Consider the following 16178-nt stretch of genomic DNA (forward strand, 5'->3'; position numbering starts at 1 on the left):
GCGAGAAGCCGCCAAGGAAAAAATACGCCGCGGACGATAGCGTCTGATCAAGATTTTCCATCATGGCGTGTGCCAAAAAACGATTGGAAGAAACATTGGTGCAGATCACGACGACAAAACTCGCTGGAGTGCTGATCCTGTCCCCTGCCCGCTTTGGCGATGCGCGCGGGTTTTTTTCGGAAAGCTGGAACCGCAAAACGCTTGCGGCGCAAGGCATCACGCTTGATTTCGTGCAGGATAACCATTCGCTCTCGGCGCAAATTGGCACAATACGCGGTTTGCATTTCCAATCGCCCCCCCATGCGCAGGCCAAATTGGTGCGGTGCGGCAGGGGCTGTATGTTTGATGTTGCGGTGGATATTCGCCGTGGTTCGCCAACCTATGGCCAATGGCTGGGCGAGGAATTGTCGGATCAAAACGGGCGGCAATTACTGATCCCTGCCGGTTTCCTGCATGGGTTCATCACCCGCGCACCCGATACTGAAATCATCTATAAATGCACCGATTATTACGCGCCCGCCTGTGATGGTGCGGTCCGGTTCGATGATCCGGATATCGGGATTGATTGGGGCCTGCCTGCGGGGGTTGCGCCGATCTTGTCGGACAAGGACGCCGCAGCGCCCTTGCTGCGCGATCTGGATACCCCCTTCGTGTTCGAGGGTTAGGCGATGAAGCTGCTGATCACAGGTGGTGCGGGCTTTATCGGATCGGCCGTGGTGCGGCTGGCCATTGCGCGCGGGCATAGCGTGGTGAACCTTGACGCGCTGACCTATGCCGCCTGTCTGGACAATGTCGCCAGCGTGGCCAGCAACCCTGATTACGCCTTTGAACAGGCCGATATCCGCGACCGCGCGGCGCTGGACCGGATCTTTGGCGCCCATCGCCCGGGTGCGGTGATGCATTTGGCCGCCGAAAGCCATGTGGACCGGTCCATCGACGGGCCGGCTGATTTCATTGCCACCAATATCACCGGCACATTCAACATGTTGGAGGCTGCGCGCGCCTATTGGACAGCACAGGGCAAGCCTGCGGATTTCCGCTTTCATCATATTTCCACCGACGAGGTGTTCGGCTCACTGCCAGCGGACCCTGCCGTCAAATTCACCGAAACCACCCCTTATGACCCCCGATCACCCTATTCGGCGTCCAAGGCGGGCAGCGACCATCTGGTGCGCGCTTGGCATGAAACTTACAGCCTGCCGGTGGTGCTGACCAATTGTTCCAACAATTACGGCCCCTATCATTTCCCCGAAAAGCTGGTGCCAGTGATCATTCTAAACGCGCTGGCAGGCAAGCCGCTGCCGATCTATGGCGACGGGTCCAATGTGCGCGACTGGCTTTATGTCGAAGATCACGCCGATGCGCTGTTGCTTGTGCTGGAAAAGGGCGCGTTGGGACGCAGCTATAATATCGGCGGCGAAAACGAACGCAGCAATTTACAGCTTGTGCGCACCCTTTGCGCGATCTTGGATGATTTGCGCCCCAAAGTATCGGGGTCCTACGCCGATCAGATCACCTTTGTCACCGACAGGCCCGGCCATGATGCGCGCTATGCGATCGACCCCAGCCGTATCCGCGACGAATTGGGCTGGCGGCCCAGCGTCACTGTCGAACAAGGTTTGCGCCTGACGGTGCAATGGTATCTGGATCATGCCGCGTGGTGGCAGCCTTTGCAGGCGCGCGCCGGTGTCGGCCAACGCTTGGGGACCAAGGCATGATGCATGTGCTTGTCTTTGGGCAAACCGGCCAAGTCGCCACCGCATTGGCACAGCAGACCTGCGCAGATATCACCATCACCTGCCTTGGCCGCGACCGTGCCGATCTGACCGATACCGCCGCTTGCGCCGCGATCATCGCGCAAACCCATGCCGATGTCGTGATCAATGCCGCCGCCTATACCGCCGTGGACCGCGCCGAGAGCGAACCCGATCTCGCCCGCGCGATCAATGCCACAGCGCCCGCCGCCATGGCGCGGGCCTGTGCCGCACGCAAGATCCCGTTTTTGCATATCTCGACCGATTATGTGTTCGGTGGCAGTGGCAGCAGACCTTGGCAGGTGGATGACCCGACCGGCCCTTTGGGCATTTACGGCCAGACAAAACTGGCGGGCGAAGATGCCGTGCGCGCCGCCGCTGGCGCCCATGTGATCCTGCGCACCTCTTGGGTATTTTCGGCCCATGGCGCGAATTTCGTGAAAACCATGCTGCGCCTTGGCGCGATGCGGCCCGATATCAACGTGGTCGCCGACCAGCATGGCGGGCCGACCGCTGCAGATGATATCGCCGCAGCGCTGATCAGCATCGCGCGCGCCTTTCACACAGGGCGCGGGATCAGCGGAACCTATCATTTCAGCGGCAGCCCCGATGTCAGCTGGGCCGGTTTCGCGCGCACGATCTTTGCCAGTGCAGGCATCGATTGCGCGGTGCAGGACATCCCCACCAGCGCCTATCCTACACCTGCCGCGCGCCCTGCCAATTCGCGGCTGGATTGCAGCGCCTTGGCGCGCGATTACGCCATCGCGCAGCCCGACTGGCAAGGCAGCCTGCGCCATGTTCTGCAATCCCTGCAAGGAGAGCGACAATGACCCAACGCAAGGGGATTATTCTGGCGGGCGGTTCCGGCACGCGGCTCTATCCGATCACGATGGCCGTGTCGAAACAGCTGTTGCCGGTCTATGACAAACCGATGATCTATTACCCACTCAGCGTCCTGATGCTGGCCGGTATCCGCGAGATCGCGATCATCACCACCCCCGAGGATCAGGGCCAATTCCAGCGCATGATGGGGGATGGCAGCCAATGGGGGCTGGCGTTCACCTATATCGTGCAAGCCTCGCCCGATGGGTTGGCGCAGGCCTATCTGCTGGCGGAGGATTTTCTGGCCGGTGCGCCATCGGCCATGGTGCTGGGCGACAACATCTTTTTCGGCCACGGTCTGGTTGATCTGCTGCGCGATGCGGCCGCGCAAACCACGGGCGGGACGGTCTTTGGCTATCAGGTCAGCGATCCGGAACGCTATGGCGTGGTGGGGTTCGATGCGGCAGGCAAGGCAGTATCGATCATCGAGAAACCCACGACACCTGCGTCGAATTATGCCGTCACGGGCCTCTATTTCCTTGACGGCACCGCCCCCGCCAAAGCGCGCAGCGTCACGCCTTCACACCGCGGCGAGCTGGAAATTACCTCGTTGCTGGATATCTATCTCGTACAGGGGACGCTCTCGGTCCAACGCATGGGGCGCGGCTATGCCTGGCTCGACACCGGCACCCATGGCAGCCTGCTGGACGCCGGCAATTTCGTGCGCACGCTAGAACAACGCCAAGGCCTGCAAGTCGGCTGCCCCGAAGAAATCGCCCATGCCCAAGGCTGGATCGACAGCGCCACGCTGGCCAAGGCCGCCGCAACCTATGCCAAGAATGAATACGGCGCGTATTTGCGCGGTATCACAACGAACGAATACGGCGCGCATCAGCCCGCCCCCGCACGACAAATAAAACCTGTTTGAGACAAGGTGAAACAAAACCACGACGGACCAGCGAGATTGAAACATCCCAGTTTCGCGGTGCATTTCGCCACAAGACCCAAGAACCGGACGTTATGACCGTGGCAGGAAAGTAGAAAGATGGTCAAAGTTCATTTCGGGACAACCGACACCACAACGGCAGCCAAGCCTTGCCCTATGTGCGCAAAAAGTGACAGCAGCCCATTGCTGCAAGTCGAAAGCGGCTCTTACAATCAAAAAGACCTGCATATGAATTTATGTCAGCAATGCGGCACAGCTTATTTCACTGATGATGATCCTGTTGATGGCTATGATACCCAGGATTTCGCCCAAGATTATTGGTATAATTACGTTCAAAACGGCGCTGGAATATCAGCAATGCTCGAGCCGATCTTTGCGTTGAAATCCAATCCAACCGGTAGTCTCTTGGATATTGGATGCGGATTTGGCTATGTTCCGCATTTCTGGCAAACGATGGGTCGGGGTGACGCCATTGGATTGGAAATGAGCGCGTATGGCCGTATCGGTGCCGAAAAGCTCGGTATAACAGTCGTTCCCGAATATTACGCCAATGCAGAAGCGATCAAGGACCGGCGATTTGACTATGTTTATAGCAGCGAAGTCATCGAACATGTTGAAGACCCTTTTGAATTTATCAAGGAGATTTCGACCGCCTTGTCCGATGATGGGATACTTATACTGACAACGCCGAGTGCAACCATACTCACACCCACCAGCAACAAGCATGTTGTTCTTGCCACCCTGTCTCCCGGGTTTCACTATTTTGTGTCATCGAAAAGCGCCTTGTCTGACTTGTTGACACAATCGGGATTTGACCATGTGAAAGTCCATGATTGTGGTCATAGGCTCTTTGCGTGGGCGTCCAGAAAAGCCCTGCCCGATATCGAGATAGGGTTTTCAGCATGGGATTTGTATCTGGATTATCTGAAAATCCTGTCAGACAATGCAGATCATCACGTTGCCAGCGGCGCAGTCTACCGCGGCATGAAGGATTCCTACAACCTGGGAAAGTTTGACAGGGCCGACTGGTTTTATGAATGTTTCAAGAAAGTGGCAAAAGAGGGATTAGATCTAGATCTTGCCGATATCAAACCAGCACTTGATCTGTCACGAAATCGCAAACAACTCGACAATCATCTGGTCCCATCTTGGATGGGTTGTGCCTTGCTCTATGCCGGCCTTATCGAAGGCAGGCATGGTCATTCAGTTTTAAATCGACTGAGACTGATCTCCGGATCTATAGAGGTCATGCAAAAAGAAATCGATCTAGGCGCGCAATTCGCAGGCGAGCCTGCATTTTTCATAGAAGTTGCAAAGCAGGAACATCAGAAACTTTCTTATCTTGATTCTGAGATTGGGGGGGACAAAACCGACATTGATTACACCATCACGCTTCGCCAACCAAGACCGATGAAAGGCCGAGATGTTTGTATCTTTGCAGCCTACACATCGTCCGACAGAATATCTGATGCAACTGCAAACTACATAAATGAGCTTCAGAATAATAAAATAGACGTCATCCTCTGCCTCGCGATGGACAACCCAGCGCAAGCATTAGATCTTGGAAATATAAATGGCGACACTGCGATTATTCTGAGAAAGAATATTGGTTATGATTTTGGCTCGTGGACCAGTTGCCTCAAACACCTCGCCGACTGGCAAGAGGCAAATCGTGTGCTTCTTGTAAATGATAGTATGTTTCTTCTCCCTGACTTGCTCCCCACCTTCCTAAAAAAATGCGGAGAATGTACAGAAGACTTTATTGCTGCAACAGAATCCTATGTGCGCCAGCATCATGCACAAACGTATTTCATGATTCTACAGAACAAAGCCTTGCAAAGTATCGCATTCAGAAAGTTTATCGAAAATTTGCCGTTTCTTTCAAATAAATCTGATGTCATACAGAATTACGAGATAAGCTTATTATCCAGTATTAAGAATGAATTTAATCTTTCAACGCGCATATTGTTCCCGATGAATGATCTCTTTTGCAATATGCCACAAGAAACATACGCGGGCGTAAACGTATCCCATAGCTATTGGGATCACTTGGTATCTCAGGGCCTCCCCTTTATCAAGGTTGAATTGATAAGAGATAACCCCCTTAACGTTGGTATCCTGAATTGGAAATCTGTCTTTCTCGCCAATGGCGGTTCTGTAAGTTCGGCAATTGACCACATGTCGATTCCGCGTGACGGAAAGGTCTGGACCGAAAACCAGCCGAGATCGCACACCAATATTGATCTGGATAGCTCCAAGAAGAACCGATCCGAGTTCCTGACAATTCTCAAACAATTGAATCGTGTAAGACTGAATGCGCGGGCAAGGCGCAGAGATCGCGCCAAAAAATGATAGCCGATCACTCGCTCATGGCGCATCACGCTGGGCGGCACCAGCTTTGGACAGATCTGGCCAGCCTCGCGCCACTGGCAGCTTCTCTTTTCTTCAAATACTCATAGCGGCACGGCTCAGCCAGGCAGTCAGGCTGCAGAACCGGCGCAATGGCCGCAAAACCGCATCCCTCCTGGCAAGCCCCCGCTGGTCCGATCATGGCAGGCTTGTGCGACGGACAGCATCCAATAGACTGTCCAGTAAATAACGAAAACGCGGATAACATGACGACCGACAGACGTTTCATCATCGCGGCGCTGGGTGCAAGCCTGCTGGCGGGATGTGCCTCGCGGCGCGACACGAGCGGCACCACGCCGCCTGACCTGCTGCCGCAGCGCAATGCCGGCTATGACGCGTGGGTCGCAGGGTTTCGGCGCCGCGCGCTAGCCCAAGGCTTGTCGTCCACAACCTTTGATGCGGCCTTCCAAAACGTGGGCTTTCTGCCCGGTGTGGTGACGCGCGACCGCAACCAGACGGAATTTCGCCGCACGCTCCAGGACTACCTAGCCATTGCGGCCTCTGACGAACGGATCGCCAAGGGCCGCGCGGCCTATGCCCGCCATGCATCCGTGTTGAACGCGATCGAGGCGCGTTACGGCGTTAACCGCTATATCGTGACCGCGATCTGGGGACTAGAAAGCTTTTACGGCGCACGACAAGGCAACATCCCCGTGATTGCGGCCACCTCGACCCTGGCTTATGAGGGCCGCCGTGGCGCATTCTTCGAGGCGCAGACACTGCAAGCCCTGCGCATCCTGCAAGCGGGCGACATCAGCCCTGCGCGCATGACCGGATCATGGGCGGGCGCAATGGGCCATACCCAGTTCATCCCCACGACTTACGCAGAATTCGCGGTGGATTTCACAGGCGACGGGCGACGCGACATCTGGGCGGTTGATCCTTCCGACGCGCTGGCCAGTGCGGCCAATTACCTGGCCCGCAGCGGCTGGCAGACCGGCATAGGCTGGGGGCGCGAGAACCCGCGTGGCACGCTGGAACCGCAGCGGGGCGGGCCACGGTTTACCACCACCGCCAATTTCCGCGCAATCAAACGCTATAACAATTCCGATGCCTATGCGATCGGTGTAGGCCATCTGGCCGACCGGATCGCCGGTGGCGCAAAGTTGCAAATGCCTTTCCCGCCGACCGTTGCAGGCTGAGCAAACCAAACCGCAGCGATTTGTAACTGGCAGGACACAGCCCGGTACTGACACCCAACAGGCATGGGGCGGGCAAGGCGACGCGACATCTTCAACTGTCTGATGCTATGCTCGGGCGCGCGGCGCCAGTTCAGATCACGCCAGACCGCCGGGGCCATTCCAAGCGTCCTCTGCGTGATCTAAACCGCGCCTGTTTCGAAACCCTGACGGACGCCTTGCGATTGCGCTGTCAGATGCGGCCGACCTTGCGGCGCAATTGCAAACGCCGCGGATGCCTTGTCTGCGCAGCGGCGTCGCGTTGCAATCTCGCCTGTCATGCGTTAACTTATCATAGTAGATGGTCTTTGCAGGTTGAAAAACCTGTGGTGGGTCTGGGGTATCACCCCATGTGACGGCGTTCTGCGTAAAAGGCTGGTTGAGGCCTACGTAAGTAAAATCGATGCCAGTACGTAGTGTTATCCAGCGCGTATAGTTTGTTAATTACACCTTTAATGGCAATGGATTCAGAGCGATGAGCCGCAAAATGGACGATTTCAACTTCGCCGCGCGACTTTGTACCAATCCGGCGCAAGCAAGCGTGTGGCGCAAGTGATGACGAACGGATTGATGCGTTTAGCAGATCTGCGACAGCTTCTATTGGATATGGAGCGTGATCTTGGGCTTGCTGATCTGCCAGAGCAGGAGACCCGCCTGCTCTATGCCGTTGCCATACAGACCCGTGCCAAACCAGAGGTTTCGCTGGTCGAATTGCAAGAGCATCCGTTGATGGCAGACATATCCCGCAGCACGTTTTTTCGGGCGCTGAAACATTTGATCAAACGTGGCTACCTTGAAAAGACTGGCGCCGAAAAGCGCGCAGGCTACAAGCTGATCAACGCGCCGCTTGGTTTGGTGCCCTTACAATAATGGCGAGACGGGATGCACGGCGTCTTGGCCATGCTGGTATGGACGTCGAAGAGATCACCAACGGCAACGGACGCCAGTGCAACGGCCTTTGCAAGCAAGAGAGCGATGGCTGACAGGATTGAACCGCACCGCGTTTGCCGGTGGCTGATTTCGGTTCGTTACGCAGCCACATGTTCGGTTTCCAGAGCTGCCTAGAAGTTTGCCTTGGCTTTTACGGGCGGGATGTTCCCGATAGGCCCGAGGAGGCGGCGATTATTGACCCAGTCGTTCAGAGTCTGGGGTGCGCAGCCGATCTTCGCCACAATCGACATAATCGCCTGCCAACGCGACCGGTGCTGCCCCTCATTGTCGAAGACCACTCGCACCACGCGTTCACGCACTTCAGGGGCAAACGTGTCCTGGTCTTGCTCATGATGCGCCATCCTCCTCAGGAGTTGGAGCCTCCGACAAACCCGGTGCGGTACATCTGTGACCGGCACGGGCCAAAAGGGCGGCACTGGAACGGGCAAACTAAAGATTGGGAATAGCAATCCAGTGCCTAAAGCCAATCTTGCTTGCTTCACCCACAACTTCTGACCGAACAGCAAATTGCGTCGCGGATCGATCATAACACTTCCCCTTTACACTTTATAGTTGCAATACTGGTGACGTAACGAGTGATGTGTTGTGACGATAGAGACATTTATCAACCGTTGGAAAAACTCGGGCGGAAGCGAACGCGCGAATTTCCAAACCTTCGCCAATGAACTGTGCGACGCGCTGGGCGTGCCACGGCCTGCACCGGCCACGGAAACTGCAGCGGCCAATTCTTATTGCTTCGAACACCCTGTCACCTTCATACACACGGGCACGCAATCGCGGGGCTTTATCGACCTTTACCGCGCCGAACACTTTGTCATGGAAGCCAAGCAAGGCGTGGGCGGCGACCAGCCCGACACTGACAGCCAGCCCAGCCTGATCCCCGACCTGCCAAATGCTGTCCGCAAAGGGCACGGCACGCGCGGCACGCGGCGCTGGGATGATACCATGCTGCGCGCCCGCAATCAGGCAGATGGATACGCCCGCGCGGTATCGCGCAAAGATGGCTGGCCGCCGTTCCTGCTGGTGGTGGACGTGGGCCATGTGATCGAGGTTTATGCCGATTTTTCGGGGCAAGGCCAAGGTTACACCCAATATCCCGATGGCAACCGCTATCGCATCACCATGGACGATCTGCGCAATGAGGCGACCCAAGACCGCCTGCGCATGATCTGGACCGACCCGCACGCGCTTGACCCTTCGAAAATCGCCGCCGAAGTCACGCGCGAAGTGGCCGACAGGCTGGCCGCACTTGGCAAATCATTCGAAGGGCAAGGCCACGAACCCGAAACCGTGGCGCGCTTTTTGATGCGCTGCCTGTTCACCATGTTTGCCGAAGATGTGGACCTGATCCCGCATAACAGCTTTTCAGACCTGCTGACACGGCTGCGCGGGCATCCCGAACACGCGGCCCCCGCGCTGAAAGGTCTGTGGGAAACGATGAACACAGGCGGTTTTTCGCAAGTGCTGATGATCGACTTGAAACGCTTTAACGGTGGCCTGTTCAAAGACGCAGACGCCCTGCCCCTGAATGCCGTGCAACTGTCCTTGCTGATCGACGCCGCCAACCGCGACTGGCGCGAGGTGGAACCCGCCATTTTCGGCACCTTGCTGGAACGCGCGCTGGACAAAAAACAGCGCCACAAACTGGGCGCGCATTACACGCCGCGCGCCTATGTCGAACGGCTGGTGGTGCCCACCATCATGGACCCTTTGCGCAGCGATTGGCGCGACGTGCAGGCGGCGGCACTGACGCTGGCGGCGCAGGGCAAAGAAGATGAAGCCCGCGCCGCTGTGCGCGCCTTTCACGACCAGCTATGCGACATCCGCGTGCTGGACCCGGCCTGCGGATCGGGCAACTTTCTGTATGTCGCGCTGGAACTGATGAAGCGGCTGGAAGGCGAGGTCACCGCCCTGCTGGCCGAATTGGGCGAGGATCAGGCGGCGCTGTCGCTGGCAGGGCATACCGTGGACCCCCACCAATTCCTTGGGATCGAATTAAACCCTTGGGCGGCGGCGGTGGCCGAACTGGTGCTGTGGATCGGCTATCTGCAATGGCATTTCCGCACCCATGGCACGGCCAGCCCGTCCGAACCTGTGCTGCGCGATTTTCGCAATATCGAAAACCGCGATGCGGTGCTGACCTGTGCAGGCACCAAGGCGCGGCTGGATGATGCGGGCAACCCCGTCACCCGCTGGGACGGGCAGACCACCACCCACCCCGTCACGGGCGAACAGGTGCCGGATGCGGCGGCGCGCATTGCGGTGCTGGATTATCTCAAACCACAGCCCGCCAAATGGCCCGATGCGCAATTCATCATCGGCAACCCGCCGTTTATCGGGGCCAGCCGGATGCGCGATGCCTTGGGCGATGGCTATGCCGAGGCGTTGTGGAAGGCCTATCCAAAAATGCCGCAAAGCGCAGATTTCGTCATGTTCTGGTGGGACAAGGCGGCACAGGCTGCGCGCGATTGGAAACCCGCCACGGATAAGGCGCAGGCCAAAGGGGCGCGGCGTTTCGGGCTGATCACCACCAATTCACTGCGCCAGACATTGAACCGCAAAGTGCTGGAACCGCATCTGACCGACCCCAAAACTCCGCTGTCGCTGACCTATGCCATTCCCGACCATCCATGGGTGGATGCAGGCGATGGCGCGGCGGTGCGCATCGCCATGACCGTGGCCGAAAAGGGTCGCGCGATGGGGCGGCTGCTGACCGTGGCCGAAGAAGCCAAAGGCGAGGCCGAGGCCGAAGGCCGCTTGGTTCGCTTTGATATCCAGAAGGGCAAGATTTTTGGCAATCTGCGGATTGGGGCTGATGTGGCGGGGGCGGTTCCGTTGAAGGCGAATGAGCAATTGGCGCACCGTGGCGTGCAAGTGATTGGTTCGGGATTTATCATTTCTCGGGCCGAGGCTCGTGCGTTGGGGTTGGGCACCGTGCCCGGACTGGAAAACCATATCCGTAACTACCGCAACGGGCGCGACCTAACGGCAACCCCACGTGGCGTGATGGTCATCGACCTTTTCGGGCTTACCGAAGCTGAGGTGCGCAACCGGTTTCCTTCTGTTTATCAGCATGTTCTGGACAAAGTGAAACCAGAACGGGACCAGAACAACCGCGAAAGCTACAAGAGGAACTGGTGGATACACGGGGAACCCCGCAAAGATATGCGCCCTGCATTGGATGGCCTAAAGCGATACATCGCAACTGTCGAAACGGCGAAGCATAGAATTTTCAGTCTGGTTAATGGTGATATCTTGCCAGACAATAAGCTGGTTGCGCTGACCCTTGACGACAGTTGGTTCTTCGCAGTGGTGTCAGCGAGAGCGCATTGGGTATGGGCTATCGCGAACGCTGCGAAGATCGGAATGTATGATGGCGATGCTGTTTACCCAAAAGGCCAATGTTTCGACCCCTTCCCCTTCCCTGACCCAACCGAGGCCCAAAAAACGCATCTGCGCAGCCTTGGCGAACAGCTCGACGCGCATCGCAAAGAGCGTCAGGCCACGCACCCCAAGTTAACCCTGACCGCCATGTATAACGTGCTGGAAAAACTGCGCGCGAATGAACGGATCGAAGGCAAGGACAAGGAAATCTATAGCCAAGGGCTGGTGGGCATCCTGCGCGATCTGCACGACCAGATCGACAGGGCGGTGGCCGAGGCCTATGGCTGGCCTGCGGACCTGTCCGATGATGACATTCTGCACCGCTTGGTGGACCTCAACCGCACCCGCGCGGCAGAGGAAGCGCGCGGGCTGGTCCGCTGGCTGCGCCCCGAATATCAGAACCCCGCCGGTCACGCCGCGACCGTCAAGGCAGACCAAGGCGCAATGGACCTTGGCCCCGCTATCGCCACGGCAAAAGAACCATGGCCCAAAACCCTGCCCGAACAGATCAAGGCCGTCCGCGCCGCCCTGACCGACATGGGCGAAGCCACCCCCGACCAAGTCGCCCGCCGCTTTGCCCGCGCCCGCGCAGGTACCGTGCAACCACTGCTGGAAAGCCTGACAGCATTGGGTCAAGCCCGCATCGTGGAAGGCGGGCGGTTCGCAGTGTGATCTGTGGGCTTTGCCAGTCGCAAGCAGCGCTTTGCTGTTTTGCGGATACCGCTGCTGTCACTGATCGGGCGGTTCCCCACAAAGCAGCAAAACTTGCCCGATGGCGGAACACATCACAGCGCCAAACCCTAAAGCGGTGCAATCACTTTAATATAACAGACTTACGGGATTTTATGGTGCCCCCACACGGACTCACATTAAGCCATGTAAGTTAACTAACTGTATGATTTATAATGATTTTTGTATTTATTTCGAAATCAAGTTAGTACCATATCCTTTACATTTCTAGTACCATATTGTTGGCAGCTTACGGCTTCGTGGATCATCAGTCAGGCAAAGAGAAAACGATGCGTGTGGACACAATGTCACCCTTTGCCCCACAGCCCTTACACCGCGCCGCCTGAGCGACCTGAGATACCGTGGTAGCCTCTGGTAGGGTCTTCAACAGGTCCACCACTGGAAGGCCAGCAGAGTGGCCGCAACGGCAGTATAAATAGATCACGTGGCCGCCTATGGTTGATAGCTTGGTCATGGTGTCACTATCGGTTTATTTGTTGCGGCACGCGACCACCGGTTGGCGCTTCTTACCAAGGCTGTCGATTCAGATACGCCCAGTAATTAATCATTTGGTGATAATTTCGCGCGCGGATTAGTCATTTCGCAAAATGCTTGCAGATTAATCGCCATCCACAGCCATTGCTTATTTAACCGGCAGCTCGAATCCGACCTAACCCCGTCAACAAGGACCAAAGAGTTGAAGGAGGGGACAATGGACGGAGCAGATACCGCGTGGATCATCGTGGCAACGGCGCTTGTACTATTCATGACGTTGCCAGGCTTGGCGCTGTTCTATGGCGGGCTGGTGCGCGCGCGCAACGTGCTCAGCGTGTTCATGCATTGCTATGCGATTGCCTGTCTGATGAGCATTCTGTGGTTTGCCTTCGGCTACTCCATCGCCTTCGGATCGGGCACCAGTGGGTTCTGGGGCGGTCTGGACAAAATGTTCCTGTCAGGGATCACCGCCGACACGCTGTCGGGCACCCTGCCGGAGGTTCTGTTCTTTGCCTTCCAGATGACCTTTGCGATCATCACCCCTGCCCTGATTGTCGGCGCTTATGTCGAGCGGATCGGCTTTGGCTTTGTGCTGTTGTTCTCATCGCTCTGGATGCTGTTGTGCTATGCGCCTGTGGTCCACTGGGTCTGGGGCGGCGGCATACTGGCCGATGGCGGTATTTTTGGTGACACCGGAGTGCGTGATTTTGCCGGTGGTATCGTGGTGCATGAAACGGCTGGCCTTGCCGCATTGATTTTGGCGATCTTTCTTGGTGCACGCCGTGATCACTCCAAGCCGCCGCATAACCCCGGTATGGTCATGATCGGGGCCGCAATGCTTTGGGTTGGCTGGTTCGGCTTTAACGGCGGCTCACAGCTTGCTGCTGATGGCGGGGCCGCAATGGCAATCACTGTCACACATATTTCGGCTGCTGCGGCATCGCTCACATGGGCGCTGTGGGAGCGCGTGAAATTCGGCAAATCATCTCTTGTCGGCATGGTTACAGGGACAATCGCGGGCCTTGCCTCGATCACGCCCGCCTCAGGCTTTGTCGGCCCCGTCGAGGCGCTGATCATCGGATCCATCGCGGGTATTCTGTGCCAAGAGGCCGTGAGCTTGTTCCGCAACAAGATCAAGATCGACGACACATTGGACGTTTTCGCCGTTCACGGTGTCGGCGGTATCTTCGGCACCATCATGATCGCGGTTTTCGGCGCGGGTGCATGGGCGACGCAACTTGGCGGCCTTGTGATTGTGGGCGTTTACACAACGGTCGTGACAACCGCGCTCATCTTGATTTGCAAGGCGGTAACAACACTGCGCGTGGATGACGAGACCGAAACCACAGGCCTTGATCTGGCCGTGCATGGTGAACGGGCCTACGAATTCAACAGCTAGGTCGCGCTTTCTCAGTGACAGTCATCACATATGACCTACAGAACGATCTGGCCCTTTTGAAAGGTGATTTCAGCCTACCGACTGTGCTTGCGTTGAGTGGCGATCAACCAGAACTCCTGCAAGACATCTAGATGGCGGGATATCCTTTCGGCAATGAAGTCAGTTCTTCGATCAAGGTGACAAAGGGTATCATCAGTTCTTTGGCTGGGATTGGGAACAATTGCTCAAACGTCCAGATTGATGCCGCGCTGCAAGTTGGGAACAGTGGTGGGGCAATCCTTGATGAGATGAGAAATGTTGTCAGTATGGCGTCAACAAGGAGCTGGTACCAGTATGTCAGATGAAATCGGCCTCGAAAGTCTAGGTGCCTACCTGTGGTCTGATGACAGCCCTGACGATTATATGATGTTGTCTGATCTGGACGGGTTTCTGCGTGGTGTCATCTGTTCCCCTGTTGTCATCTAATCACGGGATGTCGCCCAGCGTAGGCGCGCTGAGAGGTCGCCTGAGGGCTTGCTGTCAAACTACCTAGCCTGCCTAGCCAAGTATACGCAGGGGCGCTCGAGGTCATGTCCGTGAGGCCCTCAACGTCAATCCGCGCACAAACAGGCGACTGGCGTTATTCACTCAACCCTTAACTTTGGCGGCTTCCAATCCATTTTCGCGTAGGCAGCACAAAATGCCTCTTTAGCATCACCAACATTATTTTCAGGGACGATCAAACAATCATGTATCGAAAGGCAGCCGATGCCTCTATCGAGCAAATTGTTCATGGCCCTTATGATAATGTTACTCTCATCAAGCATGAGCCGAAGGCCCAAATCAGCTTCTAATTTTGCTAAAACTGGATAGACCGCAAGGATAGCTGATGAATAATCAGACCAATCCTGATCTCCAACAAGATGTTGAACTTTAGCATCCTCTTTGAACGAGGTTGGCCAACTTTTCCGCTCTAACGAAACCCCGTTAATGACAGCCTGTATAGTAGTCTTTACAAGAGGTCTGTTGAGGTCGCCAAGTGGTCCATACGAGTAATAGTCATCCGTATCTGGCAATGAAAACTGGTAGTTATAATGTTCTGAGAGCAGGGTCAGAGAGGAAGCATGGACATCAACCTCCACGGTTCTTTGACCATCGATCAAAGTCATCTGCCGCCAACCTTGGTCTTTACTCGGAAAGAAGAAATTACGCGGATAAATTCGACCATGCGTCAAATCTGGCGTCTGCTTAAATCCTGCGATGTTTGTGTAGATACGTTGATATTGTGGTTGGCTGAACGCATCTGCGTTCGACTTCCCAAATGGAAACAAAGTAAAGTCATGGCTTAACAGTTTATCGTTCAATGCCTCCATCGGCGGAACGATATTCTTTGCTATCCACGCTTTCCACTTCTTGTTTGCCATTAGCTCTACGTCTAGGGGCGCACGATCAAGGCCATTCTTATCACCTCGCCTGATGCTCACGACTGGTGGCACCCAATACATTTCGCTGACTTTGAACTTTTTGATTGCCCGAAGTGGGGAGTTCTTGGGTGCAAGGTATCTTTGGGAGCGATGTCTCTCCCTTGGATGAGCTTTGACCAACCATCCTTCTTTTTCCAACTGCTGCACAGTATCTTGCATAGCCCTGTAGCCGATAGGCCACTTGGACACGTCATAGTGCGACTTGTTCAAGATTGTATGAATAGTCCACTTCGGGTCTTCAACAGCAGCCCAAAGTAGGCAACAGAAAGCCTTAAAGCGAAATTCTAGTGCGTCAGCTCTCCACCGACCCTTCTCCCACTTTAACTGATCAAACAGCGCACGCGCAGGCTTATAAGCATGGCTAAAGTCAGGGATATAATATCTTGGTACAGCAAACGTACCTGAGGGCGCGCTAAGTTTGTCTGTTGCCATACCGCTAAGCCTCACAAGTGTCATTAGTTAATGGAAGGATCAACCTGCTATAAAGTATAACTACTAACTTAGTTAGACTAAGAGGAGCATAGGGGACAAAGACTATGGTTGGTAGCGCAGGTTATGTGTTCGAATGAAAAAGTAAATCTCACAGACCGATTACTGTTACGACATTTAGTATCATAGATCAGATTGTTGACTACACTTCGATCCAGC

12 protein-coding genes are annotated in these 16178 nt (G+C 55.8%); 10 read left to right on the plus strand and 2 right to left on the minus strand.

Features of this window, described 5'->3' with window-relative positions; genetic code table 11:
• The first annotated feature begins 98 nt into the window (after positions 1–98).
• The 7 genes from rfbC to ACPF9B_RS07845 all read left to right on the plus strand — a co-directional run bounded on the left by rfbC (position 99) and on the right by ACPF9B_RS07845 (position 7979).
• On the plus strand, positions 99–665 hold the full coding sequence (gene rfbC / locus ACPF9B_RS07815; protein WP_424180385.1) for a dTDP-4-dehydrorhamnose 3,5-epimerase: 567 nt from the start codon (positions 99–101) through the stop codon (positions 663–665).
• Between the two features lie 3 nt (positions 666–668).
• Positions 669–1718, plus strand: coding sequence for a dTDP-glucose 4,6-dehydratase (rfbB, locus tag ACPF9B_RS07820; RefSeq protein WP_424176532.1), 1050 nt, complete (start codon positions 669–671; stop codon positions 1716–1718).
• Positions 1715–2584, plus strand: coding sequence for a dTDP-4-dehydrorhamnose reductase (gene rfbD / locus ACPF9B_RS07825; protein ID WP_424176534.1), 870 nt, complete (start codon positions 1715–1717; stop codon positions 2582–2584). Before rfbB ends, rfbD begins: the two co-directional genes overlap by 4 nt.
• Entirely contained in the window at positions 2581–3504 is a 924-nt protein-coding gene (rfbA, locus tag ACPF9B_RS07830; RefSeq protein ID WP_424176536.1) for a glucose-1-phosphate thymidylyltransferase RfbA, read from the plus strand. The genes rfbD and rfbA overlap by 4 nt, the downstream gene beginning before the upstream one ends.
• Positions 3505–3621: 117 nt before the next feature.
• Positions 3622–5874, plus strand: coding sequence for a methyltransferase domain-containing protein (locus ACPF9B_RS07835; RefSeq protein WP_424176538.1), 2253 nt, complete (start codon positions 3622–3624; stop codon positions 5872–5874).
• 263 nt (positions 5875–6137) lie between these two features.
• Positions 6138–7073 carry a lytic murein transglycosylase gene (locus ACPF9B_RS07840; protein WP_424176540.1) on the plus strand — a complete coding sequence of 312 codons (936 nt, stop codon included), beginning with the start codon at positions 6138–6140 and terminating at the stop codon, positions 7071–7073.
• Between the two features lie 591 nt (positions 7074–7664).
• A complete protein-coding gene (locus ACPF9B_RS07845) occupies positions 7665–7979 on the plus strand; it encodes a hypothetical protein (RefSeq protein ID WP_040483078.1) in 315 nt (104 codons plus the stop codon).
• Positions 7980–8170: 191 nt separating this feature from the next.
• Here the strand turns inward: ACPF9B_RS07845 and ACPF9B_RS07850 are convergent, their stop codons facing one another.
• Positions 8171–8587, minus strand: a complete 417-nt coding sequence (locus tag ACPF9B_RS07850; RefSeq protein ID WP_424176542.1) for a hypothetical protein — start codon at positions 8585–8587, stop codon at positions 8171–8173.
• Positions 8588–8645: 58 nt separating this feature from the next.
• Between ACPF9B_RS07850 and ACPF9B_RS07855 the strand changes: the two genes are divergently transcribed.
• From ACPF9B_RS07855 to ACPF9B_RS07865, 3 genes are all read left to right on the plus strand, one after another.
• Positions 8646–12116 (plus strand): class I SAM-dependent DNA methyltransferase, encoded by a 3471-nt coding sequence (locus ACPF9B_RS07855; protein WP_424176544.1) that lies wholly within the window; start codon positions 8646–8648, stop codon positions 12114–12116.
• A 769-nt stretch (positions 12117–12885) separates the two neighbouring features.
• Positions 12886–14067, plus strand: coding sequence for an ammonium transporter (locus ACPF9B_RS07860; RefSeq protein ID WP_424176546.1), 1182 nt, complete (start codon positions 12886–12888; stop codon positions 14065–14067).
• A gap of 333 nt (positions 14068–14400) precedes the next feature.
• Entirely contained in the window at positions 14401–14532 is a 132-nt protein-coding gene (locus ACPF9B_RS07865; protein ID WP_424176548.1) for a hypothetical protein, read from the plus strand.
• A 158-nt stretch (positions 14533–14690) separates the two neighbouring features.
• Here ACPF9B_RS07865 and ACPF9B_RS07870 read toward each other — a convergent pair whose 3' ends face one another.
• Positions 14691–15962 carry a hypothetical protein gene (locus tag ACPF9B_RS07870; protein WP_424176550.1) on the minus strand — a complete coding sequence of 424 codons (1272 nt, stop codon included), beginning with the start codon at positions 15960–15962 and terminating at the stop codon, positions 14691–14693.
• Between the last annotated feature and the right edge of the window lie 216 nt (positions 15963–16178).

Source organism: Yoonia sp. TsM2_T14_4 (assembly GCF_049602355.1).
Classification (GTDB): Bacteria; Pseudomonadota; Alphaproteobacteria; order Rhodobacterales; family Rhodobacteraceae; genus Yoonia; species Yoonia vestfoldensis_A.

Coding starts and splice junctions, on each gene's coding strand:
- rfbB (WP_424176532.1), top strand. CDS start 669: ATGAAGCTGCTGATCACAGGTGGTGCGGGCTTTATCGGATCGGCCGTG.
- rfbD (WP_424176534.1), top strand. CDS start 1,715: ATGATGCATGTGCTTGTCTTTGGGCAAACCGGCCAAGTCGCCACCGCA.
- rfbA (WP_424176536.1), top strand. CDS start 2,581: ATGACCCAACGCAAGGGGATTATTCTGGCGGGCGGTTCCGGCACGCGG.
- ACPF9B_RS07835 (WP_424176538.1), top strand. CDS start 3,622: ATGGTCAAAGTTCATTTCGGGACAACCGACACCACAACGGCAGCCAAG.
- ACPF9B_RS07840 (WP_424176540.1), top strand. CDS start 6,138: ATGACGACCGACAGACGTTTCATCATCGCGGCGCTGGGTGCAAGCCTG.
- ACPF9B_RS07845 (WP_040483078.1), top strand. CDS start 7,665: ATGACGAACGGATTGATGCGTTTAGCAGATCTGCGACAGCTTCTATTG.
- ACPF9B_RS07850 (WP_424176542.1), bottom strand. CDS start 8,587: ATGATCGATCCGCGACGCAATTTGCTGTTCGGTCAGAAGTTGTGGGTG.
- ACPF9B_RS07860 (WP_424176546.1), top strand. CDS start 12,886: ATGGACGGAGCAGATACCGCGTGGATCATCGTGGCAACGGCGCTTGTA.
- ACPF9B_RS07865 (WP_424176548.1), top strand. CDS start 14,401: ATGTCAGATGAAATCGGCCTCGAAAGTCTAGGTGCCTACCTGTGGTCT.
- ACPF9B_RS07870 (WP_424176550.1), bottom strand. CDS start 15,962: ATGGCAACAGACAAACTTAGCGCGCCCTCAGGTACGTTTGCTGTACCA.